Annotated in this window: 9 protein-coding genes and 2 tRNA genes; 4 read left to right on the top strand and 7 right to left on the bottom strand. The window is 74.2% G+C overall.

Annotated elements, in window-relative coordinates:
- Positions 1 to 20 precede the first annotated feature (20 nt).
- From ACHZ99_RS16050 to ACHZ99_RS16020, 7 genes are all read right to left on the bottom strand, one after another.
- A tRNA-Ala gene (locus ACHZ99_RS16050) sits at positions 21 to 93 on the bottom strand.
- Between the two features lie 72 nt (positions 94 to 165).
- Entirely contained in the window at positions 166 to 2,112 is a 1,947-nt protein-coding gene (gene pknB, locus ACHZ99_RS16045) for a Stk1 family PASTA domain-containing Ser/Thr kinase (RefSeq protein WP_420305278.1), read from the bottom strand.
- A 301-nt stretch (positions 2,113 to 2,413) separates the two neighbouring features.
- Positions 2,414 to 3,871 (bottom strand): peptidoglycan D,D-transpeptidase FtsI family protein, encoded by a 1,458-nt coding sequence (locus ACHZ99_RS16040; protein ID WP_420305277.1) that lies wholly within the window; start codon positions 3,869 to 3,871, stop codon positions 2,414 to 2,416.
- The gene (locus tag ACHZ99_RS16035) at positions 3,868 to 5,208 is read right to left on the bottom strand and encodes an FtsW/RodA/SpoVE family cell cycle protein (protein ID WP_420305657.1); all 1,341 of its coding nucleotides are present in this window, start codon (positions 5,206 to 5,208) and stop codon (positions 3,868 to 3,870) included. Before ACHZ99_RS16035 ends, ACHZ99_RS16040 begins: the two co-directional genes overlap by 4 nt.
- An 88-nt stretch (positions 5,209 to 5,296) precedes the next feature.
- On the bottom strand, positions 5,297 to 6,844 hold the full coding sequence (locus ACHZ99_RS16030; RefSeq protein ID WP_420305276.1) for a PP2C family protein-serine/threonine phosphatase: 1,548 nt from the start codon (positions 6,842 to 6,844) through the stop codon (positions 5,297 to 5,299).
- 26 nt (positions 6,845 to 6,870) lie between these two features.
- Positions 6,871 to 7,377 (bottom strand): FHA domain-containing protein FhaB/FipA, encoded by a 507-nt coding sequence (locus tag ACHZ99_RS16025; RefSeq protein WP_420305275.1) that lies wholly within the window; start codon positions 7,375 to 7,377, stop codon positions 6,871 to 6,873.
- A gap of 10 nt (positions 7,378 to 7,387) precedes the next feature.
- Positions 7,388 to 8,275: an FhaA domain-containing protein gene (locus tag ACHZ99_RS16020; RefSeq protein WP_420305274.1), complete on the bottom strand. Its 888-nt coding sequence runs from the start codon at positions 8,273 to 8,275 to the stop codon at positions 7,388 to 7,390.
- Positions 8,276 to 8,639: 364 nt separating this feature from the next.
- Between ACHZ99_RS16020 and ACHZ99_RS16015 the strand changes: the two genes are divergently transcribed.
- From ACHZ99_RS16015 to ACHZ99_RS16000, 4 genes are all read left to right on the top strand, one after another.
- Positions 8,640 to 8,723, top strand: a tRNA-Leu gene (locus ACHZ99_RS16015).
- Positions 8,724 to 9,129: 406 nt separating this feature from the next.
- Positions 9,130 to 10,422 (top strand): cytochrome P450, encoded by a 1,293-nt coding sequence (locus ACHZ99_RS16010; RefSeq protein WP_420305273.1) that lies wholly within the window; start codon positions 9,130 to 9,132, stop codon positions 10,420 to 10,422.
- A gap of 54 nt (positions 10,423 to 10,476) precedes the next feature.
- On the top strand, positions 10,477 to 11,757 hold the full coding sequence (locus ACHZ99_RS16005) for a cytochrome P450 (protein ID WP_420305272.1): 1,281 nt from the start codon (positions 10,477 to 10,479) through the stop codon (positions 11,755 to 11,757).
- Positions 11,758 to 11,907: 150 nt separating this feature from the next.
- A complete protein-coding gene (locus tag ACHZ99_RS16000) occupies positions 11,908 to 24,771 on the top strand; it encodes a type I polyketide synthase (protein ID WP_420305271.1) in 12,864 nt (4,287 codons plus the stop codon).
- Positions 24,772 to 24,795: the final 24 nt, after the last annotated feature.

Raw genomic sequence — 24,795 nt, 5'->3', positions numbered from 1 at the left:
TCACCTGCTACGCAGCTCTGTGGAGCCTAGGAGAGTCGAACTCCTGACATCTGCCATGCAAAGACAGCGCTCTACCAACTGAGCTAAGGCCCCGAAGCGGCACCCAGCCTACCCGTTCGGCGGGGGCGCTCGCATCGCGGTGATCTACGGGCCCCCGCCCCCGGCCTAGTCGCCGCCCGGGCGCGTGGCCAACGTCACGGTGTCGCCCGCCGTGACCGGCTGGCCGGCCGGCGGGTTGTGCGCGAACACGATCGCCTCGTCGTCCGTCGGGGAGCCGGGGACGAACTCGACGACCAGGCCCATGGACTGCAACTGGGCGCGCGCGTCCGCGACCGACTTGTTGACCAGGTCGGACGGCATCGTGAGCTGCTGCTCCGCCGGCTCGATGGCCACCGTCAGGGTGACCGTGTCGCCCTCCGAGGCCGCGGTGCCGGCCTCCGGGGTCTGGGTGAGGACCGTCTCCGGGGCGGCGTCGGCGGTCTCCTGGTCCGTGCGCTGGACGGCGAAGCCCTGGCCCTCCAGGGTCGCCTTGGCGTCCTCGTACGACAGGCCGTCGACCTTCGGGACGTTGATCACCGCCGGCTCGGTCTCCTCCGGGGCGACCGCGACGGTGAGGGTGACCGTCGAGCCCTGCGGGGCCTTGGTGTCGCCCGCCGGGTCCTGGTCCAGGACCTCGTCCTCCGGTTCGCTGGACTCCTGCTCCTCCTGCTCGACGTCGAAGCCCTCGTCGCGCAGGGTGTCCTCGGCCTCGTCGGCGCTGAGGCCCTCCACGCCCGGGACGGTGACCTTCTCGACGCCGGAGCCCTTGGAGACGATCGCCTCGACGGTCGAGCCCCGCTCGACCTCCTCACCGGCCGGCGGGTTGGTGCTGCACACCGCGCCCTTGGGCTGGTCGCAGCGCTCCTCGCCGCTCTTCTCAAGGGTGAGCTTGAGGTTGCTCATGTCGCTCTTGGCGTCCGCGAACTTCTCGCCGACGACGTCCGGTACCTCGACCGCGTTGTCCGACTTCTCGCCGAAGAGGGACTTGCCGATGAAGATGGCGCCGACGAGGACCAGGATGCCGGCCAGGATCAGCAGCACCGTCGACGTCGCGCCGCTGCGCTTCTGCTGCCGGCGGCGGCCCGGGCCGCGCTCCTCGTAGCCCATGCCGCCGTCGTCGTCGCGGGCGGGCGGCAGCATCGTGGTGCCGTAGCCGTTCTGCGGGGCCATGGCGGTGGTGGGGGTGTCGCCGGGGAAGCCGGCGGCGCCCATCGCGGCGGTGGCGGCGACCGGCAGGCCCTCCAGGGAGGCGTCGATGTCGGCGCGCATCTCGTCGGCGCTCTGGTAGCGGTAGTCCGGGTCCTTGACGAGCGCCTTCATCACGATGGCGTCCATCTCCGGGGTGACCTCGGGGTCGAACGCGCTGGGCGGCTGCGCCTCCTCGCGCACGTGCTGGTACGCGACGGCCACCGGGGAGTCGCCGACGAACGGCGGCCGGCCGGTCAGCAGCTCGTACAGCAGGCAGCCCGTCGAGTACAGGTCGGAGCGGGCGTCGACCTGCTCGCCCTTGGCCTGCTCCGGGGAGAGGTATTGCGCGGTGCCGATGACCGCGGCGGTCTGCGTCATCGTCATGCCGGAGTCGCCCATCGCGCGGGCGATGCCGAAGTCCATGACCTTGACCTGGCCGGTGCGCGTCAGCATGACGTTCGCCGGTTTGATGTCGCGGTGGACGATGCCGCTGCGGTGCGAGTACTCCAGCGCCTGGAGGATGCCGGTGCACATCTCCAGCGAGCGCTCGGGCAGCAGCTTGCGTCCGGAGTGCAGCAGCTCGCGCAGCGTGGAGCCGTCCACGTACTCCATGACGATGTACGGGATGGAGACGCCGTCGATGTAGTCCTCGCCGGTGTCGTACACGGCGACGATCGCGGGGTGGTTCAGGGAGGCGGCGGACTGGGCCTCGCGGCGGAAGCGGGCCTGGAACGAGGGGTCGCGGGCCATGTCGGCGCGCAGCGTCTTGACCGCGACCGTCCGGCCGAGGCGGGTGTCGTGGGCGAGGTACACCTCGGCCATGCCGCCGCGGCCGAGCACCTGGCCCAGCTCGTACCGCCCGCCGAGGCGACGCGGCTCTTCCATAGCTTCTCCCAGCCCTCTTCCGTTCCTGCTCCCGCGCCGAAGTGGAGCGTCGGCACGGGGTGTCCGGCTCGTGCTGCTCGGCATACCGTACCGGGCGCGGATGACACCCTTCCGGCGAGACCGTCAGCCGATACGCGACCGGTATCCCGGCCGCTCTCCGGGGACGCCGGGGACCCGCCCCGCGGTTCCCCTCCCGGGGTCACGTTCCCGGCACTTTCCCCGCACGTTCCCGGCACCCCCCGGGTGACACTCCCCGCCTTCCGTGTTCCTCACCCCTTCGTTCCCCGCCGGCCGCCGGGGCTCACCGCCCCAGGCCGGCCTCCATGACGCTCTTGGCGATCGGCGCCGCGATGCCGCCGCCGGAGATGTCGTCGCGGTCGGCGCTGGCGTCCTCGACGACGACCGCGACGGCGATCTGCTCGCCGCTGTCGGGGTCCTTGGCGTACGAGATGAACCAGGCGTACGGCAGGTCCCGGTTGTCGATGCCGTGCTGCGCGGTACCGGTCTTGCCGCCGACGGTGAGGCCGTCGATCCGGGCGTTGGAGCCCGTGCCCTCCTCGACGACGGTCTCCATCATCTGCTGGAGCTTCTGCGCGTTCTCGCCGGAGACCGGCTCGCTGAGGGTCTCGGGCTGCGTGACCTCGATGTCGTTGAGGTTCGGCGCGACGAGCTTCTCGACCATGTACGGCTTCATCAGCTCGCCGTCGTTGGCGACGGCCGCGGCGACCATCGCCATCTGGAGCGGGGTGGCCCGGTTGGACGCCTGGCCGATGCCGCCCATGGCGTTCTGCGGGCGGTCCATCTCCGGATAGACGCTCTCGGCGGCGCGGACCGGGGTGTCCAGCTCGGGGTTGCCGAAGCCGAACTCCTCGGACATCTCGATCATGGCCTCGTTGCCGAGCTTGTCGCTGATCATCGCGTAGACCGAGTTGCAGGACCACTGCAGTGCCACGCGCAGGGTGGCGTCCTTGCAGACGCCCTGGACCTCGTTGCCGAGGGTGCTGTCGGTGGTCAGCGGCAGCTTGTAGACCTCGGGGGCGCCGGTCGGCTCGTCCATGTCGTACTCGCCGCTCTCCAGCGCCGCCGCGGCGGTGACGACCTTGTAGGTGGAGCCGGGCGGGTACGTCTCGCGCAGCGCCCGGTTGAGCATCGGCTTGTCCTCGTCCTCGTTCAGGGAGGTCCAGTTCTTGGAGTCCTCGTTGGAGTTGCCCGCGAACGAGGACGGGTCGTAGCTGGGGCTCGTCGCCAGGCCGAGGATCGCGCCGGTCTCCGGGTCCAGGGCGGCGACGGCGCCCTTGCGGTCGCCCAGCCCTTCGAACGCGGCCTTCTGCACCTTCGGGTCGAGGGTGGTGACGACGTTGCCGCCCTTCTTGTCCTTGCCGGTGATCATGTCGATCGTCCGGTTGAAGAACAGCCGGTCGTCGTTGCCGGTGAGGATGCCGTCGTAGAGCTTCTCCAGCTGGTTGGCGCCGAACGCCTGGGAGGCGTAGCCGGTGACGGGGGCCCACAGCGGGCCGTCCTTGTAGGTGCGCTTGTACTTGAAGTCGCTGCCCGAGGTCTCGGTCGATCCGGTGACGGCCTTGTCACCGACGATGATGTTGCCGCGGGGGTGGGCGTAGCGCTCGATGGCCACGCGCCGGTTGTCCGGGTGCGTGCGCAGCTCGTCCGCCTCGACGAACTGCACCCAGTTGACCCGGACGAGGAGGGCCATCACGAGCAGCCCGCAGAAGACGGCGACGCGGCGGAGTGGTTTGTTCATGTGCGGACCACCTGGGTCATCTCGGCGTCGGGTGAGGGCGCGGGGGCCGGCGCGGGTCTGCGCGCCGTGTCGCTGATCCGCAGCAGGATCGCGACCAGCGCCCAGTTGGCGATGACCGAGGAGCCTCCCTGGGCGAGGAACGGCATCGTCATGCCGGTCAGCGGGATGAGGGCCGTGACGCCGCCGGCGACGACGAAGCACTGCAGCGCGAACGCGCCGGACAGGCCGACCGCGAGGAGCTTGCCGAACGGGTCGCGGGCGGCGAGCGCGGTGCGCATGCCGCGCTCGATGAGGAGCCCGTAGAGGACGATGATCGCCATGAGGCCGGTCAGGCCCAGCTCCTCGCCGACGGTGGCGAGGATGTAGTCGCTCTTGGTGGCGATGCCGCCGATGAGGCGGGAGTAGCCCTGGCCGAGGCCGGCGCCGAAGAGGCCGCCGGAGCCGAAGGAGTACATCGCCTGGGCGGTCTCGGTCACGCCGTCGTTGACGGGGCTGCGCGCGAGCGGGTCCAGCCAGTTGTCGACGCGGTCGCCGATGTGGCTGTTGACGGAGGCCACGCTGACCGCGCCGAGCGCGGACAGCAGCAGGCCGAAGACGATCCAGCTGGTGCGCTCGGTGGCCACGTACAGCATGACCACGAAGAGGCCGAAGAACAGCAGCGAGGTGCCGAGGTCGGTCTCGAAGACCAGGATCATCAGGCTGAGGCCCCAGATGACCAGGATGGGGCCGAGGTCGCGGCCGCGCGGCAGGTACAGGCCCATGAAGCGGCGGCTGGCCAGCGCCAGCGCGTCCCGCTTGACCATCAGGTAGCCGGCGAAGAAGACCGCGATGACGATCTTGGCGAACTCACCGGGCTGCAACGAGCCGAGGCCCGGGATGCTGACCCAGATGCGCGCGCCGTTCACCTCGGCGCCCAGGCCCGGCACCATCGGCATGATCAGCAGGACCAGCGCGGCGGCCATCGAGATGTACGTGTACCGCTGGAGGACCCGGTGGTCCTTGAGGAAGAGCAGCACGGCGACGAAGAGGCCGACGCCGACCGCCGACCACATCAGCTGGCCGGGCGCCATCGGGCCGCCGAGCGCGTCCGTGGTCAGGCTGGGCTCCTGGTCCAGACGCCAGATCAGCACCAGGCCGAGGCCGTTGAGGAGGGTCGCGATGGGCAGCAGCAGCGGGTCGGAGTACGGGGCGAACTTCCGTACCACCAGGTGCGCCACGGCGGCCAGGCAGCCGAGGCCGGCGGCGTATCCGAGGACGCCGGCGGGGACCGAGTCGTCCTTGGCCAGCCCCACGTTGACGTAGGCGAAGACCGGGATCAGCACGGCGAAGACGAGCATCGCCAGCTCGGTGTTGCGCCGGCTGGGCGCCGCCACCGAGCTGATCGTGCTGGTGTGGCTGCTCACGAGCGGTCGGCCCCCCCACGGGTTATTGCTTCGGGCACTGCTTCGCCAGTTTCTGCTCTGCCTCGGACAACGAGGCACCCGGCGCCCGGGTCTCGGACTTGTCGTCGCCCGGCCGGTCCCCGTCGCTCCCGGGCTCGCCCTGCTTGTCGGGGTTCTGCTCGTTCTGCGCGTTCTGCTCGTCGGGGTTCTGCTTCTGCTGCTCCTGCTGGCGCCGCTCCGCCTCCTGCTCGCGGGCGGCGGCGGCCCTGTCCTCGGCGACGGTGCGGCACACCTCGGCCTGCTGTTGCAGGTCCGCCACCTTGGCCCGGGCGTCGTCGAGGTTCTCCTCGGCGATGTTCTCCTCGACCTGGTTCTGCTGGTACGTGGGGAGGTACTTCAGCTCGATGTCGGGGTGGTCCTCGTGGACGGAGGACAGGCTCATCCAGGCGAGCTTCTGGTCGATGCCCTGGTAGACGGCGACGTGGTCGTCCTTTGTGCCGACGTAGTACTGGGACTGCGTCCAGTCGTACGCCTTGTAGCCGCCGAACCCCAGGCCGCCGAGGACCACGGCGAGCAGCAGCCCGCGCTTGAGCCACTTGAAGCGCGGCGGCGCCTTGACGAAGTCCTCGTCGTTGTACGACAGGCCGTACGGGTCGCCGCCCTCCTCGGCCGGGCCGAAGCCGCCCGCCTGCGGCGGCGCGGGGCGGCCGAGGCCGGCGGCGCGGGCGGCGGGGGTCTGCATGCCGGCGGTGTCGATCTGGTGCTGGTTCTCGGCGACGGCGCCGACGACCAGGGGCGCGTCGTTGAGCCGGCCGGCCATCGTGTCGTCGTCGGTGGCGTCGAGGACGTCGGCGATGATCACGGTGATGTTGTCCGGGCCGCCGCCGCGCAGCGCCAGCTCGATGAGCTCCTGCACGGTCTCCTGCGGCCCGGCGTAGCCGGCGAGGGTGTTCTCCATCGTCTCGTGGCTGACCACGGACGACAGGCCGTCGGAGCAGACCAGGTAGCGGTCGCCGGCGCGCACCTCGCGGATGGACAGGTCGGGCTCGACCTGGTCGCCGCTGCCCAGCGCGCGCATCAGCAGCGAGCGCTGCGGGTGGGTGGTGGCCTCCTCCTCGGTGATGCGGTTCTCGTCGACGAGCCGCTGCACCCAGGTGTGGTCCTTGGTGATCTGCGTCAGCGCGCCGTCGCGCAGGAGGTACGCGCGGGAGTCGCCGACGTGCACCAGGCCGAGGCGCTGGCCCGTCCACAGCAGGGCGGTGAGCGTGGTGCCCATGCCCTCCAGGCGCTGGTCGTCCTCGACCATGCGGCGCAGCCGCTCGTTGGCGTGCTCCACGGTGCCGCCGAGCGCGGTGAGCAGGTCGGAGCCGGGGACGTCCTCGTCCAGGGCGACCATCACGGAGATGACCTCGGAGCTGGCGACCTCGCCGGCGGCCTGGCCGCCCATGCCGTCGGCGATGGCGAGGAGCCGGGGGCCGGCGTAGCCGGAGTCCTCGTTGTGGTCACGGATCATGCCCTCGTGCGACCCGGCGGCGAAGCGCAGAGAGAGGCTCATGCGCACCTCGCCGGTCGGCTCCGGGTACATCCGCATGGTGCCCGCCCTCCGGTCATGGTCTTCTACTTCCGCAGCTCGATGACGGTCTTGCCGATCCGGATCGGTGCGCCGGGCGGGATCGGCACCGGCGAGACGAGCCGGGTCCGGTCGAGGTACGTGCCGTTGGTGGAACCCAGGTCCTCCACGATCCAACGCCCGTCACGGTCCGGATAGATCCTGGCATGCCGCGAGGAGGCGTAGTCGTCGTCCAGCACGATTGTCGAATCGTGCGCCCGACCCAGGGTGATGGTCTGCCCCTGGAGGGTGACGGTGGTGCCGGTGAGCGACCCCTCGGTGACGACGAGTTTGGTCGGCGCCCCGCGCTGCCCCCGGCGCCCGCCGCGGCCGCCCCGGGCGTCCTGCGGGGGCGCCTGCGGCCGCGGCGGCGGGCGGTCCTGGGCGGCCGCCGCCCGCCGGGTGACCCGGGTGCCGAACAGGTCGCTGCGGATGACCTGTACGGCGACGATGACGAACAGCCACAGTACGGCGAGGAAACCCAGCCGCATGACCGTCAGGGTCAGCTCTGACATCGGCCCCGCTTCACCCTTCGGCTTGCCGGTAGAGGACGTTGGTGCTGCCCACGCGGATGCGTGAGCCGTCGCGGAGCGTAGCGCGCTGGGTGTGCTGGTCGTCCACCACGATGCCGTTCGTGGACCCGAGGTCCTGCACCATCGCGCCGCCGTCGAAGGCGCGGATCTCGCAGTGCCGGCGGGAGACGCCGGGGTCGTCGATCCGGACGTCGGCCTCCGTGCTGCGCCCGAGGACCAGCGACTGCCCGGTCATCTGGTGCCGCACCCCGTTGATCTCCAGCCAGTGCCGCAGCCGGCGCGGGCCCCCGGGCGGCGGGCCGGCGGGCGGGCCGCCGGCGGGCGCCCCCGGCGGCGGGGCCGCGGGCATCGGCGGCGGCCGGTGGGGCTGCGGCGGGCGGCCGTAGGCGGCGTAGTCGGTCGGCTGCGACCCGTAGCCGCCGGGCCCGGCGGGGCCGGGCGGCGGCGCCGGCGCCGCGGGCGGGGCGCCGGCGGCGGGCCGGCGGCCCGCGGGCGCCTGGGAGTGGCTGCCCGCCAGGGTGCGGCTGCGGATGCGGTAGAGGCCGGTGTCGAGGTCCTCCGCCTTCTCCAGGTGCACCTTTATCGGGCCCATGAAGGTGTAGCGCTGCTGCTGCGCGTAGTCGCGCACCATGGCGGCCAGCTCGTCGCCGAGCTGGCCGGAGTACGGCGCGAGCCGGTCGTAGTCGGGGGCGCTCAGCTCCACGATGAAGTCGTTGGGCACGACCGTCCGCTCACGGTTCCAGATCGTGGCGTTGTTGTCGCACTCGCGCTGCAGGGCGCCGGCGATCTCCACCGGCTGCACCTCGGACTTGAACACCTTGGCGAAGGTGCCGTTGACGAGACCCTCCAGACGCTGCTCGAAGCGCTTGAGTACTCCCACGGGGCACCTCCCTTCCTCCGGGCCTTCCCGCCGGGCCCTCGAACATGCTGCTCGTACTGCACGCTGATCGTATCCACGCGCGGGGGAATGGACTGGTTCCCGGTCCCCGCCGCCGGTACGCGGTGTCCTCTCTCACACCTGCCTCGCACCTGTCCGGCCGACTGTCCGGCCGGGCTTCTCCACCGTCCGCCCAGGCGTCCACTGGGGATGGTACGGGCGGCTCCTCCCAGTGTCCCGCACCGCGGGCCCCGAGCGGTCGCGGTGCGGGCAAAACGGATGTGATCCGGGTCCGAACAGCGTGCTAGGCTTCCTCGTGTCAGCACGACGCCGGGCGGCCCAGCGGGTCGCGTACGGCACACCCTTTGCGCGGGTGGCGGAATAGGCAGACGCGCTGGATTCAGGTTCCAGTGTCCGAAAGGACGTGGGGGTTCAACTCCCCCCTCGCGCACACAGCGGGCAAGTAAGTGTCATTGCCCCGACGAGATCGACCAGACCCCTGCTTCGGAGAGATCCGACGCGGGGGTTTGTCGTTGTGGGCGAAAAGCGCCCGTCCCGGCGGTGGCGGGCGGCGGCTCCGGGCCCAGGGCCGCGCGGGGGATCGCGCAGGTGGGGGCGGTGTCCGTACGGGATCGTGCGCCGCCCGGGCGGCCTCCGTACGCCGGCGTGCACGCCCCTTCCGGCGCGCCGTGCCGCGCGCCGGAACGACGTCTCGATTGTCCCTTTCCGGGGCGGTCGACTACCAAACGTAATTGATTGACAGCGTGAGACGAGGTCGCGCAGACTCGTGCTCGATTTCACTGACGACGTCTCAAACGGGGTGGCGGCCACGCGGGTTGGCCGCTGGGAGGAGTGAAATGACGGGGCAAGAGTCGCGGGCGGCCACGGAGCTGCCGGCGGTGCTGAACGGCTTCGATCTCACCGATCAGGCGCTGTTCACCGACGGCTTCCCGCACGAGGTGTTCGTCCGCCTCCGCGACGAGGCGCCCGTGCTGTGGCACCCGCCGGGGACCACGGTCGACGGCGAGGGCTTCTGGGTCCTGTCCCGGCACGCGGACCTGAAGGCCGCGGCCGAGGACCCGGTGTTCTCCTCCAAGGGCGGCGGCGGCCGCGAGGGCGGCGGGACGCACATCGACGACCTCAAGCCCGGCGTCCACGCCGGCAGCCTGATCAACATGCAGGACGACCCGCGGCACCAGCTGTTCAAGGACCTGGTCAGCCCGCCCGTGGCGCGTCAGGCCGTCGAGGCGCGGTTACCGGAGTGGCGCGAGGTGGCCGCCCGGCTCGTCGGGCAGGCCCTCGCCAAGGGCCGGGTGAACTTCCAGCCGGCCGTCACCGCCCCGTACACCATCGAGTGCGTGGGGAAGGTGCTGGGCGCGCCCGAGGCGGACATGCCGCAGCTCCTGGAGTGGGGCGAGACCCTCGCCGGGTTCGAGGAGCGGCTCTCGGGCACGGTCAACAAGACCGCGACCGAGACCCAGTACGCGATGTACGAGTACAGCAAGAAGCTGATCGCGCGGAAGCGCGCGGAGGCCGGCCCGCCGGCGAACGACCTGATGTCCGTGCTCGCGCACGGCGACATCCCCGGGGACCGCGGGGTGGACCCGCTCTCGGAGTACGAGCGCGAGGCGTTCTTCTGCCTGGTGCTCATCGCCGGCAGCGAGCCGCCGCGGAACGCGCTGGCGACCGGCATCCTCGCCCTCGCCCAGCACCCCGAGCAGTGGCAGGCGCTCCGCGCCGACCGCTCCCTGCTGCCCGGCGCCATCGACGAGATGCTGCGCTGGTCCACCCCCACCCCGTACAACCGGCGGACCGCCACCCGCGACACCGTCTTCCGCGGCACCGAGATCAAGGCGGGCGAGAAGGTCACCTTCTGGTGGGCCTCGGGCAACCGGGACGGCGACGTCTTCGACGACCCGACGGCCTTCGACATCCGCCGCTCCCCCAATCCGCACCTGGCGTTCGCCCACGGCACGCACTCCTGCCTCGGCGAGCAGCTGGCGCGGATCGAGATGCGGGTGCTCCTGGAGGAGCTCCTCGACCGGGTCGCGGAGATCAGGATCGACGGCGAGGTGACCTGGGCGCCGAGCAACAAGCACACCGTCATCCTGCGCATGCCCGTCGAGCTGGTTCCGGCCCGTACGGACTGACCCCCCACCACCGCACAACGGCACATCACCACCACAACGGGGAGCAATCGAGTCATGCCGGAAACACCAGCCCACGAGGAACAGGCGGGCGCCCAGGACGCGGAGGACGCGGGCATCGACCCGGCGATCCTCACCCAGCTGCTGCCCTTCGACCCCTTCGACCCGGCCTTCCACGCCGACCCGTACGCCGTCTACCGCAAGATCCGCGAGCAGGGCCCGGTGACCCGTACGCCGCTCGGGCTGGTCGTCGTCCCGGGGCACGCCGGGATCTCCGCGGTGCTGCGCGACAACCGGTTCGGCTGGGGCGACGGCGCCACCGTCGCCGAGCACTTCAGCCAGGGGCCCGACGGCACCACCGTGCGCCCGTTCATCTTCATGGACCCGCCCGACCACACCCGCATCCGCGGGCTCGTCGGCCAGGCGTTCTCCGCCCGCCGCGTCGACGCCCTGCGCGAGCGGGCCGGCGAGGTGGTCGCCGAGCTGGTTGAGTCGGCCGTCGCCGAGGCCGACGGCGGCACCGTCGACCTCATATCCGCGGTCGCCCTGCCGCTGCCCGCGATCCTCCTGGGCGAGCTGCTCGGCGTGCCGCCGGAGAAGCATGCGCGCTTCCAGGCGCTCTCCGCCGACATCGCCCACGGCCTCGACCCGAGCCTCTTCCTCACCCCCGACGAGGTCGCCCGCCGCGACAGCGCCCGGGCCGAGCTGTACGAGTACTTCGGCCAGCTCGCCGACGAGCGCCGCGCCGCGCCCACCGGCGACCTGATCAGCGAACTGGTCGCCGCCGAGGACACCGAAGGCAAGCTCACCGGCCACGAGCTCGTCGTCACCCTCACCCTGCTGCTGTCCGCCGGGTTCGCGCTCACCGTGAACCTGATCGGCAACGGCATGCTCGCCCTGCTCCAGCACCCCGAGCAGCTGGCGTGGCTGCGCGCGCACCCGGACGAGGTGCCCGCCGCCGTCGAGGAGATGCTGCGCTACGACCCGCCCGGCCAGATGATCTCCCGCGTCGCGCTGGCGGACGCCGAGGTCGCGGGCGAGCCGATCGCCGCCGGCGAGCAGGTGATGCTGCTGATCGGGGCCGCCAGCCGCGACCCCGAGGTGTACGAGGACCCCGACGCGCTGGTGCTGTCCCGGCCGGCCGGCCGCAACCTCGGCTTCGGGCTCGGCGTGCACTTCTGCGTCGGCGCGCCCATCGCGCGGCTCGCCGCCCAGGTCGCGTTCGCCACGCTGGCCGGGCTGGACCTGGAGCTGGAGACGACGTCGCCGCCCCGGGCGCCGTACATCATCACGCGCGGGCTGAAGGAGCTGCCCGTGCGCGTCGCCCCGGCGCGCTGAACGGACTTTTCGGCCACCGGGCACCACGCACTACGCGCCACGCAGCAGGCGGCGCGGCGGCGCGGCGGCGAGCCACGGCCGGGCACGGAGCGGCGACGCCCCGCGCCCGCGGCGCACCCGCGCGCACCCGCCGGATCGTACGGGGGAGTCATGAGCGAGAGAAGAGGTAGTGGAGGCGTCCCGGCCGACGGCCGGATCGCCGTGGTGGGCATGGCCTGCCGCGTACCCGGGGCGGCGGACCCCGGGGCCTTCTGGCGGCTGCTCCGCGACGGCGTCGACGCGATCACGCCGCCGCCCGCCGGACGCGGCCTGCCCGCCGGCGCCCACGGCGGCTTCCTCGACGACGTCGACGCGTTCGACGCCGCGTTCTTCGGCATGTCGCCGCGCGAGGCCGCCGCCGTCGACCCGCAGCAGCGCCTCGCGCTCGAACTGTCCTGGGAGGCGCTGGAGAGCGCGGGGTTACGGCCCGGACGGCTGCGCGGCAGCCGCACCGGCGTGTTCGTCGGCTCGATGGCCGACGACTACGCCCGCCTCCAGCACGCCGCCGGCACCCTCACCGCGCACAGCACCACCGGCCTCAGCCGCGCCGCCACCGCCAACCGCCTGTCGCACCTCCTCGGCCTCGCCGGCCCCAGCCTCGCCGTGGACACCGCCCAGTCCTCCGGCCTGGCCGCCGTGCACCTGGCGGTACGGAGCCTCCTCGCCGGCGAGTCGGCCCTCGCCCTCGCCGGCGGCGTGCACCTCAACCTCCTCCCCGAAGGCTTCGCCGCCGCCGAACTCTTCGGCGCCCTGTCCCCGGACGCCGCCGACGCCCGCTGCCGCGTCTTCGACGCCCGCGCCAACGGCTACGTACGCGGCGAGGGCGGCGGCATCGTCGTCCTCAAGCCGCTGGCCGCCGCCCTCGCCGACGGCGACCCGGTGCACGGCGTCATCCTCGGCAGCGCCCTCGGCCACGGCACCGGCCGCACCCCGAGCGCCCCCGACCCCGCGGCGCAGGAGCGCGTCATCCGGGCCGCGTACGCCGACGCCGGCGTCGACCCGGGCGAGGCGCAGTACGTCGAACTCCACGGCACCGGCACACCCGTGGGCGACCCCGTCGAGGCGGCGGCCCTCGGCGCCGCGCTGGGGACGGCGCGGCGGCCGGCCGGCGAGGAGCTGGTCGTCGGCTCGGTGAAGACCAACATCGGGCACCTGGAGGGCGCCGCCGGCGCCGTCGGGCTCATCAAGGCGCTGCTGAGCCTCGCGCACCGGGAGCTGCCCGGCAGCCTGCACTTCGACCGGCCGCACCCGGAGATCCCGCTGGACGAGCTGAAGCTGCGCGTGCGCGGCACCGCGGGGCCGTGGCCGCGGCCCGGGGCGGAACGTCTCGTCGCGGGCGTCAGCTCCTTCGGCATGGGCGGCACCAACTGCCACGTGGTGCTGGCCGGACGGCCGCCGGAGCCCGAGCGGAGCGGAGGGCGGGCCGGGTCGTACGGCACGCTGCCGTGGCAGGTCTCGGGCCGCAGCGCGGGCGCGCTGCGCGCGCAGGCGGAGGCGCTGACGGCGTACGCGGACGGCGCGGACGGGGCGGACGCGGGGGGCGGCGGGCTGCCGGACCTGGCGGGCTCGCTGGCCACCACCCGCACGGCGTTCGAACACCGCGCCGTGGTGCTGGGCACGGACCGCGACGCGCTGCTGTCGGGCCTGGCCGCCGTGGCGACGGGCGGGGAGGCGCCGCACGTGCTGCGCGGGGTGGCCGCCGCCGAGCCGCCGCGGGTCGCGTTCCTCTTCTCCGGGCAGGGCAGCCAGCGCGCGGGTATGGGACGCGGGCTGTACGAGACCTTCCCGGCCTACGCCGAGGCGTTCGACACCGTCTGCGCCGCCCTCGACCCCCACCTCCCGATGGCGCGCCCGCTCCGCGACGTCGTCTTCGGCGACGCCGAGGAGCTCGCCCGCACCTCCTGCACCCAGCCCGCGCTCTTCGCCGTCGAAGTGGCCCTCAGCCGCCTGCTGGAGCGCTGGGGCGTCACCCCCGGCCTGCTGGTGGGCCACTCCGTCGGCGAACTGGCGGCGGCGCACCTCGCCGGCGTCCTGGACCTCGCCGACGCCGCCGCGCTCGTCACCGCCCGCGGCGCGCTCATGCAGGCGTGCCGCGCGGACGGCGCCATGGCCGCCGTCGAGGCGGGCGAGGCCGAACTGCGCGCCACCCTCGCCGCGCACGAGCGGGAGACCGGCGGCCGGCTGGCCATCGCCGCGCTCAACGGGCCCGCGGAGACCGTCGTGTCGGGCGACGCCGACGCCGTACGGGCCCTGACCGCCGCCTGGGCGGCGCGCGGCCGCAAGACCACCGCCCTGCGCGTCAGCCACGCCTTCCACTCCCCGCACATGGACGGCATGCTCGACGACTTCCGGCGGGTCGCCGAACGCCTCACCTACCACCCGCCGCGCATCCCGGTCGTCTCCAACCTCACCGGCGCCCCGGCCACCGCCGCGGAGCTGTGCACCCCCGACTACTGGGTACGGCACGTCCGCGAACCCGTCCGCTTCCTCGACGGCGCGCGGGCGGCGCGCGACGGCGGGGCGACGGCGTTCGTCGAGACGGGCCCGGGCGCCACGCTCAGCGGCCTCGCCGGGGACTGCCTGCGGGACGGGCCCGAGGTGCTGATCGCCCCCGCGCTGCGGCGCGAGGTCGCCGAGGACCGCTCCCTCCTCACCACCCTCGGCGAACTCCACGTGCGCGGCGCCGACGTCGACTGGGACACGTTCTTCGCCGACGCGGGCACGCGGCGGGTGACCCTGCCGACGTACCGCTTCCAGCGTCGACGCCACTGGACGGGCGGGACGCCGGAGGCCCGCCCGGCCACGGCACCGGAGGCGCCGGACGGGGCGGACGGGGCAGAGGTGCCGGTCGTGCCTGCGGCCGAGCCGGCGGCGGAGACCGGCGGGTCGCCTGCCGACCTCGCCGGCCTCACCGATCTCGTACGGACCCACACGGCCGCCGCACTCGGCTACGACACCGCCACCGCCGTCAGCACCGAGACCGCCTTCCGCGACCTCGGCCTCGACTCGTACGGCGCCGTCGAACTCCGCCGGCGCCTCACCGCCGCAACCGGCGTGCACCTCCCCAGCGGCGCCCTGTTCAACCACCCGACGCCCGCCGCCATGGCCGCCTGGCTGCACACCTCCGCCGCCGGCACCGAGCCCCGGCCGGGCCTGCCCGCCGCCCCGGCCCCGGCCCCGGCGGCGGACGACGACCCTGTCGTCATCGTCGGCATGGCCTGCCGCTACCCCGGCGACGTCGGCTCCCCCGCCGACCTGTGGCGCCTCGTCCGCGACGAACGCGACGCCGTCGGCGGCTTCCCCGCCGACCGCGGCTGGGACCTCGACGCCCTCCACGACCCGGACCCGGACCGCGCCGGCACCTCGTACACCGCCCACGGCGGCTTCCTCACCGACGCCGCCGGATTCGACGCCGAGTTCTTCGGGATCTCGCCGCGGGAGGCGCTGGCGATGGACCCGCAGCAGCGGTTGCTGCTGGAGACGAGCTGGGAGGCGTTCGAGCGCGCGGGCCTCGCGGGCGGAGCGCTGCGCGGCAGCCGCACCGGGGTGTTCGTGGGCGCCACCGCGCAGGACTACGGGCCGCGCATGCACGAGGCCGCGGACGGCCCGGAAGGGTACGTGCTGACCGGCACCACCCCGAGCGTCGCCTCGGGCCGGATCGCGTACGCCCTCGGCCTCGAAGGCCCGGCGGTGACGGTGGACACGGCGTGTTCGTCGTCGCTGGTGGCGCTGCATCTGGCGGCGCAGTCGGTGCGTACGGGCGAGTGCGAGCGGGCGCTCGCGGGCGGGGTCACGGTGCTGTCCACGCCCGGGATGTTCGTGGAGTTCAGCCGCCAGCGCGGGCTGGCGGCGGACGGCCGGTGCAAGCCGTTCTCCGCGGCGGCGGACGGCACGGGGTGGGCCGAGGGCGTCGGGGTGCTGGTGGTCGAGCGGCTGTCGGTCGCCCGGCGGGACGGACACCGGGTGCTGGCGGTCGTACGCGGCACGGCGATCAACCAGGACGGCGCGAGCAACGGCCTCACCGCGCCCAACGGCCTGTCGCAGGAGCGCGTGATCCGCGCGGCGCTGGCCGGTGCCGGTCTGGACCCCGGGGACGTGGACGCGGTCGAGGCGCACGGCACGGGGACGGAGCTGGGCGACCCGATCGAGGCGGAGGCGCTGCTGTCCACGTACGGGCGGGGACGGGCGGAGGACCGGCCGGTGTGGCTGGGGTCGGTCAAGTCGAACATCGGGCATGCGCAGGCCGCGGCGGGTGTCGCCGGGGTCATCAAGATGGTCGAGGCGATGCGGCACGGGGAGCTTCCCGCGACGCTGCACGTGGACGAGCCGACGCCGCACGTGGACTGGGACTCGGGCGCGGTGCGGCTGCTGACGGAGGCGCGGGCGTGGCCGGAGGTGGAGCGGCCGCGTAGGGCGGCGGTGTCGTCGTTCGGGGTGAGCGGGACGAACGCGCACGTGGTCCTGGAGCAGCCCGACGAGCCCGAGCCCCGGGCCCCGGAGACGTCCGGGGTGCTCTCCTGGCCGCTGAGCGCCCGGACGACGGCGGCGCTACGCACCCACGCCGACCGACTGCGCGACCACGTCGAGGAGCACCCCGACCTGCCCGCCGCCGCGGTGGCGGCGGCGCTGACCGGCCGCACGGAGTTCGACCGGCGCGCGGTGGTGGTGGGTGCTGAGCGGGGGGAGTTGGTTGCGGGCCTGGCGGCGTTGGGTGCGGGGGTGCCGCACGAGGGTGTGGTGCTGGGTGAGGTGGTGCCGGGGAAGACGGTGTTCGTCTTTCCGGGGCAGGGGTCGCAGTGGGTGCGGATGGGTGCGCGGCTGCTGGAGGAGTCCCCGGTCTTCGCGCGGGCGCTGGCGGAGTGTGCCCGAGCTCTCGCTCCGCACACCGGTTTCGATCTGCTTGAGGTCTTGTCGAGTGATGAGCCTTCGGTGTTGGAGCCGGTGGAGGTGGTGCAGCCTGCGCTGTGGGCGGTGATGGTGGCCTTGACGCGTTGGTGGGAGCACCACGGCGTACGTCCGGACGCGGTGATCGGGCATTCGCAGGGTGAGATCGCCGCCGCGCACGTGGCGGGTGCGTTGAGTCTTGAGGATGCGGCGCGGGTGGTGGCGCAGCGTTCGCAGGCGTTGACGGCGCTCGCGGGGACCGGGGGGATGCTGTCGGTCGCGCTGGACGAGGACGACACCGCCGCGATGCTCGACGCGGCCGGTGTCGCCGCCGAGGTGTCGATCGCCGCGTACAACGGGCCTGCGGCCGTGGTCGTTGCCGGACCGGCTTCGGCGTTGGATGCGGTGGAGAAGCACTGCGTACGCAACGACATCCGGCACCGGCGCGTGCCCGTGACGTACGCCTCGCATACTGCCCTGGTCCAGCCTCTCGAAGCGGACCTCGCGGCGCGGCTTGAGGGCATTGAGCCCCGGGACGGCGATATTCCGTTCTACTCCACCGTCACCGCCGCGCCGGTCGACACCACCACCCTGACCGCCGACTACTGGTTCACCAACCTGCGCTCGCCGGTCCGCTTCCACCAGACCGTCCAAGCCCTCCTCGCCGACGGCTTCGGCCACTTCCTCGAACCCAGCCCCCACCCCGGCCTCCTCACCGCCGTCGAAGACACCGCCCCCGACGCCGTCACCCACGCCACCCTCCACCGCGACGACGACTCGCCGCGCCGCCTCGCCCACGCGCTCGCGCACGCCCACGCCCACGGCCTCGCCGTCTCCCTCGGCACCGCCCCCGCGCCCGCCGCCGACCTCCCCACCTACCCCTTCCAGCACCAGCACCTCTGGCTCGCGCCGACCCGCCGGTCCGCTCCCGCCGCCGGCCGCCACCTCTTCCTCCAGAACCCCGTGCCCCTCGCCGCCTCGGGCGGCACCCTCTTCACCGCCGACATCTCCCTCGCCACCCACCCCTGGCTCGCCGACCACGCCGTCGCCGGCACCGTCCTCCTCCCCGGCACGGCGATGGTGGAGCTGGCGCTGCGCGCCGCCGACCAGGTCGGCTGCGACCACCTGGACGAGCTGACCCTCTCCGCCCCCCTCCTTCTCCCCGCCACCGGCGCCACCCGGCTCCAGGTCACCGTGGCCGCGCCCGACGCCGAGGGCCGGCGGACCCTCGGCGTGCACGCCCGCCCGGCCGCCGACGACGAGGCGCCGTGGACCGCGCACGCCGAGGGCGTGCTGTCCCGTACGCCGCATGCCGCCCCGCCCGCGGCCGACCTGCCCTGGCCGCCGCCTCCCGGCACCGCCTCCGCCGTCGACCTCGCGGACGGCTATCCGCGCCTCGGCGCCCGCGGCTACGACTACGGGCCCGTGTTCCAGGGCCTTCGGCGGCTCTGGCGCGGCGACCGCCCCGGCGACGCCGTGTTCGCCGAGGTGGAGTTGCCCGCGGAGGCGGCGGCCGACGCCGAACGGGCCGGTGTGCACCCGGCGTTGCTGGACGCCGTGCTGCACGCGGTGCTTCTCGGCGCGCCGGACGACCGCACCCTGCTGCCGTTCTCCTGGTCCGGCGTACGGCTGCACGCGACCGGCTCGACCGCCCTCCGCGTACGCGTCTCCCCCCTCGGTGACGACGCCCTGGCGCTCGCCGTCACCGACCCCGCCGGAGACCCGGTGGTCACCGTGGACCGGCTGTCGCTGCGGCCGGTGGCCGCGGAGCAACTGCGCGGCGCGGCGCGGCGGGACGGGCTGTACCGGGTGGCGTGGCAGCCGCTCGCGCACGAAGCGGCCGATCGCGTCGAACACGTCGACATCGCCGGTCCGGCCGACCTCGCCGACCTGGCCTCCCTGCCCGTCCCGGCCCCGGAGTACGCGGTGTTCCGCCCGCCCGCGACCGCGCCCGCCGCCGACGCCGCTTCCGTACGCGCGTACGCGGCCCGCGCGCTGGAGCTGGTGCAGGCATGGCTCGCCGACGAGCGCTTCGACGGCTCCCGGCTGGTCTTCGTGACCCGCGGCGCGACGGCCGCCGCCCCCGGCGACCGGGTCACCGACCTCGCGGGCGCCGCCCTGTGGGGGCTGCTGCGCTCCGCCGAGTCGGAGTTCCCGGGCCGGTTCGTCGTCGCGGACCTCGACGACGACCCCGCTTCCGCCGCCGCCCTGCCCGCGGCGCTCGCCACGCGCGAGTCGCAACTCGCCCTCCGCGCCGGACGCCCGGCCGCGCCCCGTCTCGTACGCCACACCCCCGCGCCGGACCCGGACCCCGCCGTCCCGCTCTTCGACCCCGACGGCACCGTCCTCGTCACGGGCGGTACGGGCACGCTGGGCGCCCTGCTCGCGCGGCACCTGGTGACCCGCCGCGGCGTACGCCACCTCCATCTCGTCTCCCGCCGCGGCCCCCGCGCGGCGAACGCCGACGCGCTGCGCGCCGAACTGACCGCCCTCGGCGCCACGGTCACCGTCACGGCCTGCGACCTCACCGACGCCGACGCCACCCGCGAGCTGGTCGAGGCCGCCTCCGCGGCGCGCCCGCTGACGGCCGTCGTCCACGCCGCCGGGGTCCTCGACGACGCCCTGGTCACCAACCTCACGGCGGAACGCCTGGACGCGGTCCTGGCCGCCAAGGTCGACGCGACCCTCAACCTCGACCGGGCGACCGCCGGGCTCCCGGACGTGTCGTTCGTCCTCTTCTCCTCCACGACCGCCACGCTCGGCACCCCGGGCCAGGCCAACTACGCCGCCGCCAACGCGTTCCTCGACGCGCTGGCCCACCACCGGCCCCGTACCCGCTCGATCGCCTGGGGCCTGTGGGCCGAGGCCAGCGGCATGACCCGGCACCTGGGCGACGCGGAGATCCGGCGCATGGCCCGCAACGGCGTCGCCCCGCTCGCCACGGACCACGGCCTCGCGCTCTTCGACGCCGCCACGACCGCTCCCGCCGCGCCGGACGACGAACGGCACCTGATCGCCGCCCGCCTCAGCCTCCCTGCGTTCGACGGCCGCGAGGACGGAACCGTACCGGCCGTGCTGCGGGACCTCGTCCGTCCGCCGGCCCGGCGGCGGACGGCCGCGGGCGCGGGCGCGCGGGCGGAGGACGGCACGGCCGCGTCGAGCTGGGCGGCCCTGCCGCCGGCGGAGCGGGAGCGGGCGGCCCTCCAGCTCGTACGGGAACAGGCGGCCGTCGTGCTCGGCCACGACTCACCGGCGCCGATCGAACCCGGCCAGACGTTCAAGAGCCTCGGCTTCGACTCCCTGACGGCCGTGCAGCTGCGCAACCGCCTCGCCGATGCCGTCGGCCGCCGCCTCCCGACGACCCTGGCCTTCGACCACCCCACGCCGCAGGCCCTCACCACCTTCCTCCTCGGCGCCGAAACCGAGGGCGCGCCGGAGCGCGGCGACACCGGCGGCGGGGCCGCGGACGACCCGGTGGTCATCGTGGGCATGGCCTGCCGCTACCCGGGTGGCGTGGCGTCACCCGAGGACCTGTGGGCGCTGGTGACGGAGGGCCGCGAAGGACTCGGCCCCTTCCCGACCGACCGGGGCTGGGACCTCGACGCGCTCTTCCACCCGGACCCCGACCGCCCGGGCACCTCGCACACGCGAGCCGGTCACTTCCTCTACCGCGCCGGCGACTTCGACCCCGACCCCTTCGGGCTGTCGCGGCGGGAGGCGCTGGCGATGGACCCGCAGCAGCGGTTGCTGCTGGAGACGAGCTGGGAGGCGTTCGAGCGCGCGGGCATCGACCCGGGCGCGGTGCGCGGCAGCCGCACCGGCGTGTTCACCGGCCTGATGTACCACGACTACGCGGTGGGGGTGGACGCCGCCGCCGAGGGAGTCGAGGGGCACGTCCTGACCGGGACCCAGGCGAGCGTGGCGTCGGGGCGGGTGTCGTACGCGTTCGGGCTGGAGGGGCCGGCGGTGACGGTGGACACGGCGTGTTCGTCGTCGCTGGTGGCGTTGCACTTGGCGGCGCAGTCGATACGCGCGGGCGAGTGTGAGATGGCGCTGGCGGGTGGCGTGACGGTGATGGCGAGTCCGGGGACGTTCGTGGAGTTCAGCCGCCAGCGTGGGCTGTCGGCGGATGGCCGGTGCAAGTCGTTCGCGGCGGGGGCGGACGGTACGGGGTGGGCCGAGGGTGTCGGGGTGCTGGTGGTCGAGCGGTTGTCGGCGGCCCGGCGGCACGGTCATCGGGTGCTGGCGGTCGTGCGGGGCACGGCGGTGAACCAGGACGGGGCGAGCAACGGGCTGACGGCGCCGAACGGGCCGTCCCAGCAGCGCGTCATCCGGGCGGCGTTGGAGAACGCGGGGCTGGGGCCGGGGGATGTCGATGCGGTGGAGGCGCACGGCACGGGCACGACGCTGGGCGATCCGATCGAGGCGGAGGCGCTGCTGTCCACGTACGGGCGCGAGCGCTCGGAGGATCGGCCGTTGTGGCTCGGCTCGGTGAAGTCGAACATCGGGCACGCGCAGGCCGCGGCGGGGGTCGCGGGGATCATCAAGATGGTCGAGGCGATGCGGCACGGGCAACTGCCCGCGACGCTGCACGTGGACGAGCCGACGCCGCACGTGGAGTGGGACGCCGGTGGTGTGGCGCTGTTGACGGAGGCGCGGGCGTGGCCGGAGGTGGGCCGGGCGCGTAGGGCGGCGGTGTCGTCGTTCGGGGTGAGCGGCACGAACGCGCACGTGGTCCTGGAGCAGCCCGACGAGCCCGAGCCCCAAGCCCCGGCGGCCGGGCCCGCCGCCGAACCGGTGGGCGTGCCGCTCTCCGCGCAGGGAGACGAGGCGCTGCGCGCGTACGCCGGGCGGCTGCACGGCTGGTGGGCGGAGCGGCCGGAGCTGGAGCCGGCGGAGGTCGCGGCGGCGCTGCGGACACGGGCGCGGCTGACGCGGCACGCGGTGGTCGTCGGCGCGGACCGGTCGGAAGCGCTGGCGGCGCTGGAGGCGCTGGCGGGCGGCGTGCCGCATGCGGGGGTGGTGACCGGGCGGGCCGGGATCCCGGACGGGACGGTGTTCGTCTTTCCGGGGCAGGGGTCGCAGTGGGTGCGGATGGGTGCGCGGCTGCTGGAGGAGTCCCCGGTCTTCGCCGAGGCGCTGGCCGAGTGTGCCCGAGCTCTCGCTCCGCACACCGGTTTCGATCTGCTTGAGGTCCTGTCCAGCGATGAGCCTTCGGTGCTGGAGCCGGTGGAGGTGGTCCAGCCTGCGCTGTGGGCGGTGATGGTGGCCTTGACGCGTTGGTGGGAGCACCACGGCGTACGTCCGGACGCGGTGATCGGGCATTCGCAGGGTGAGATCGCCGCCGCGCATGTGGCGGGTGCGTTGAGTCTTGAGGATGCGGCGCGGGTGGTGGCGCAGCGTTCGCAGGCGTTGACGGCGCTCGCGGGGACCGGGGGGATGCTGTCGGTCGCGCTGGACGAGGACGACACCGCCGCGATGCTCGACGCAGCGGGCGTCGCCGCCGAGGTGTCGATCGCCGCGTACAACGGGCCTGCGGCCGTGGTCGTTGCCGGACCGGCTTCGGCGTTGGATGCGGTGGAGAAGCACTGCGTACGCAACGACATCCGGCACCGGCGCGTGCCCGTGACGTACGCCTCGCATACTGCCCTGGTCCAGCCCCTCGAAGCGGACCTCGCGGCGCGGCTTGAGGGCATTGAGCCCCGGGACGGCGATATTCCGTTCTACTCCACCGTCACCGCCGCGCCGGTCGACACCACCACCCTGACCGCCGACTACTGGTTCACCAACCTGCGTTCGCCCGTCCGCTTCCACCAGACCGTCCAAGCCCTCCTTGCCGACGGCTTCGGCCACTTCCTCGAACCCAGCCCCCACCCGGGCCTGCTGACCGCCGTCGAAGACACCATCGACACCATCGACACCGACGCCGTCACCCACGCCACCCTCCACCGCAACGACGACACCCCCCACCGCCTCGCCCACGCACGCGCCCACGCACACGCCCACGGCCTCCCGGTCACCACCGGCCCCGCCCCCGCGGCCCGCCTCACCGACCTCCCCACCTACCCCTTCCAGCACCGGCACCTCTGGCTCGCGCCGCCCCAGCCCACCCGCTCTCTCCCGCACACCCTCGACTCCTGGCGCTACAGGGTCGCCTGGCGCACCCACACCCCGCCCGCCGACCAGCCGCCGCCCGCGCTCACCGGCACCTGGCTCCTCCTCCTTCCGCCCCACGCCGCCCCGCCGCCCGCGCTCGTCGCCGCCCTCGAAAGCGCCGGGGCGAGCGTCACCACCGACCCCGGCCACCCCGGCCCGGCCGGTGTCCTCAACCTCGACCCCGACCCCGCCGCCACCCTCACCCACCTCCACCACCGCCGGGGGCAGCACCCCGCCGTCCCCCTGTGGACCGTCACCACCCACGCCGTACGGGCCACCCCCGACGACCCGCCCCCCGACCCCGACCAGGCCGCCGCCTGGGGGCTCGGGCGGGTGGCCGCGCTGGAGTACGTCCGCCACTTCGCCGGGCTCGTCGACCTGCCCGCCGACCCGGGCCCGGAGCACTACGCCCGCCTCGTTCACCACGTGGCCGCCGCTCCGCACCGGCCCGACCACGAGCCGCACCTCGCCATCCGCGACCACGCCGCCCACACCCCCCGCCTCGTCCGCGCCCCCAGCCCCGCGCCTCCCCCCGGTGCCACCGGCTACCGCTTCCCCCACACCACCCTCGTCACCGGCGGCACCGGCGCCCTCGGCCCGCACATCGCCCGGTGGCTGGTCGACGCCGGCGCCGAGCGGCTCGTTCTCGTCAGCCGCCGCGGCGAGGCGGCGGACGGCGTCGCCGCGCTGGTCGCCGAGGTCGAGGGCAGGGGCGCCGAGGTCACCGTCGCCGCCTGCGACGTCGGCGACCGGGCCGCGGTCGCGGATCTCGTACGCCGCCTCGACGCGGCCGGGCACCGGATCGGGACGGTGATCCACGCGGCGGCGGCGATGCGGCTCAACTCCCTCGACGCCCTCACCGTGGAGGAGTTTCACGAGGTGGTGCAGCCCAAGGTCGCGGGCGCGCGCCACCTGGACGAACTCCTCGCGCACCACCCGGTCGAGGCGTTCGTGCTCTTCTCGTCCATCGCCGGCGTGTGGGGCAGCGGCGACCACGGGGCGTACGCGGCGGCCAACGCCTGGCTGGACGCCTTCGCCGAGCAGCGCCGCGCCCGCGGGCTCCCGGCGACGTCCGTGGCCTGGGGGGTGTGGGGCAGCGACACGCTGCCCGACGCCGTCGACCCGGAGTTCCTGCGCAAGCAGGGCCTCCCGCTGCTCGATCCCGGGACCGCGCTCGCGGGCCTCCGGCAGGCCCTCGACGACGACGAGACCTTCGTCGCCCTCGCGGACGTGGACTGGGAACGGTTCCTGCCCGTCTTCACCTCCGCCCGGCCCAGCCCGCTGCTCGCGGAGATCGCCGCCGAACAGCGCCCGCCGGAGCACCGGGCGGAGAACGGCCCCGTACCGGACGCGCCCCCGCGGTCCCCGCTCGCGCCGCGGCTGGCCGGGCTGGAGCCCGACGAGCGCGAGAAGGAGCTGCTGGCCGTCGTCAACAGCTGCCTCGCGGCCGTCCTCGGGCAGCGCCCCGGCACCGAGGCGACGCCGGACAGCACCGACAAGACCCCGTTCCGGCAGCGCGGCGTGGACTCCCTACTCGCCGTCGAGCTCCGCAACCGGCTGGGCGAGGCGACCGGCCTGCGGCTGCCCGCCACCCTGGTCTTCGAGCACCCCCACCCGCTCGCCGTCGCCCGCCTCCTCGCCACCGAACTCGCCGCGGAAGCCGCCGCCGGACCGGGCGGCGACCCCCCACCCGCCGCCTCCGTACGCACCGAACTCGGCCGCCTGGAGGCCGCCGTCACCGCGCACGGGGTGGACGCCCCGGAGCGTACGGAGATCGCCGCCCGCCTCCGCACCCTGCTGGGCGCCCTCGACCCGGCGGCCCCCGCGCCGACGGGCGACGCACCGCGGGAGGACGACGAGGACGACGACGTGCTCGACCTCGTCAGCGACGAGGACATGTTCGACCTCATCGACCGCGAACTCCGCGACGGCTGAGGCGTGCACCCCATGCCCACCGCC

Origin of the sequence: Streptomyces sp. MAR4 CNX-425, assembly GCF_048656465.1 — a bacterium.
Lineage (GTDB): Bacteria > Actinomycetota > Actinomycetes > Streptomycetales > Streptomycetaceae > Streptomyces.
The sequence above is the reverse complement of the archived record's forward strand: the minus strand, read 5'-3'. Positions and strand labels throughout refer to the sequence as shown.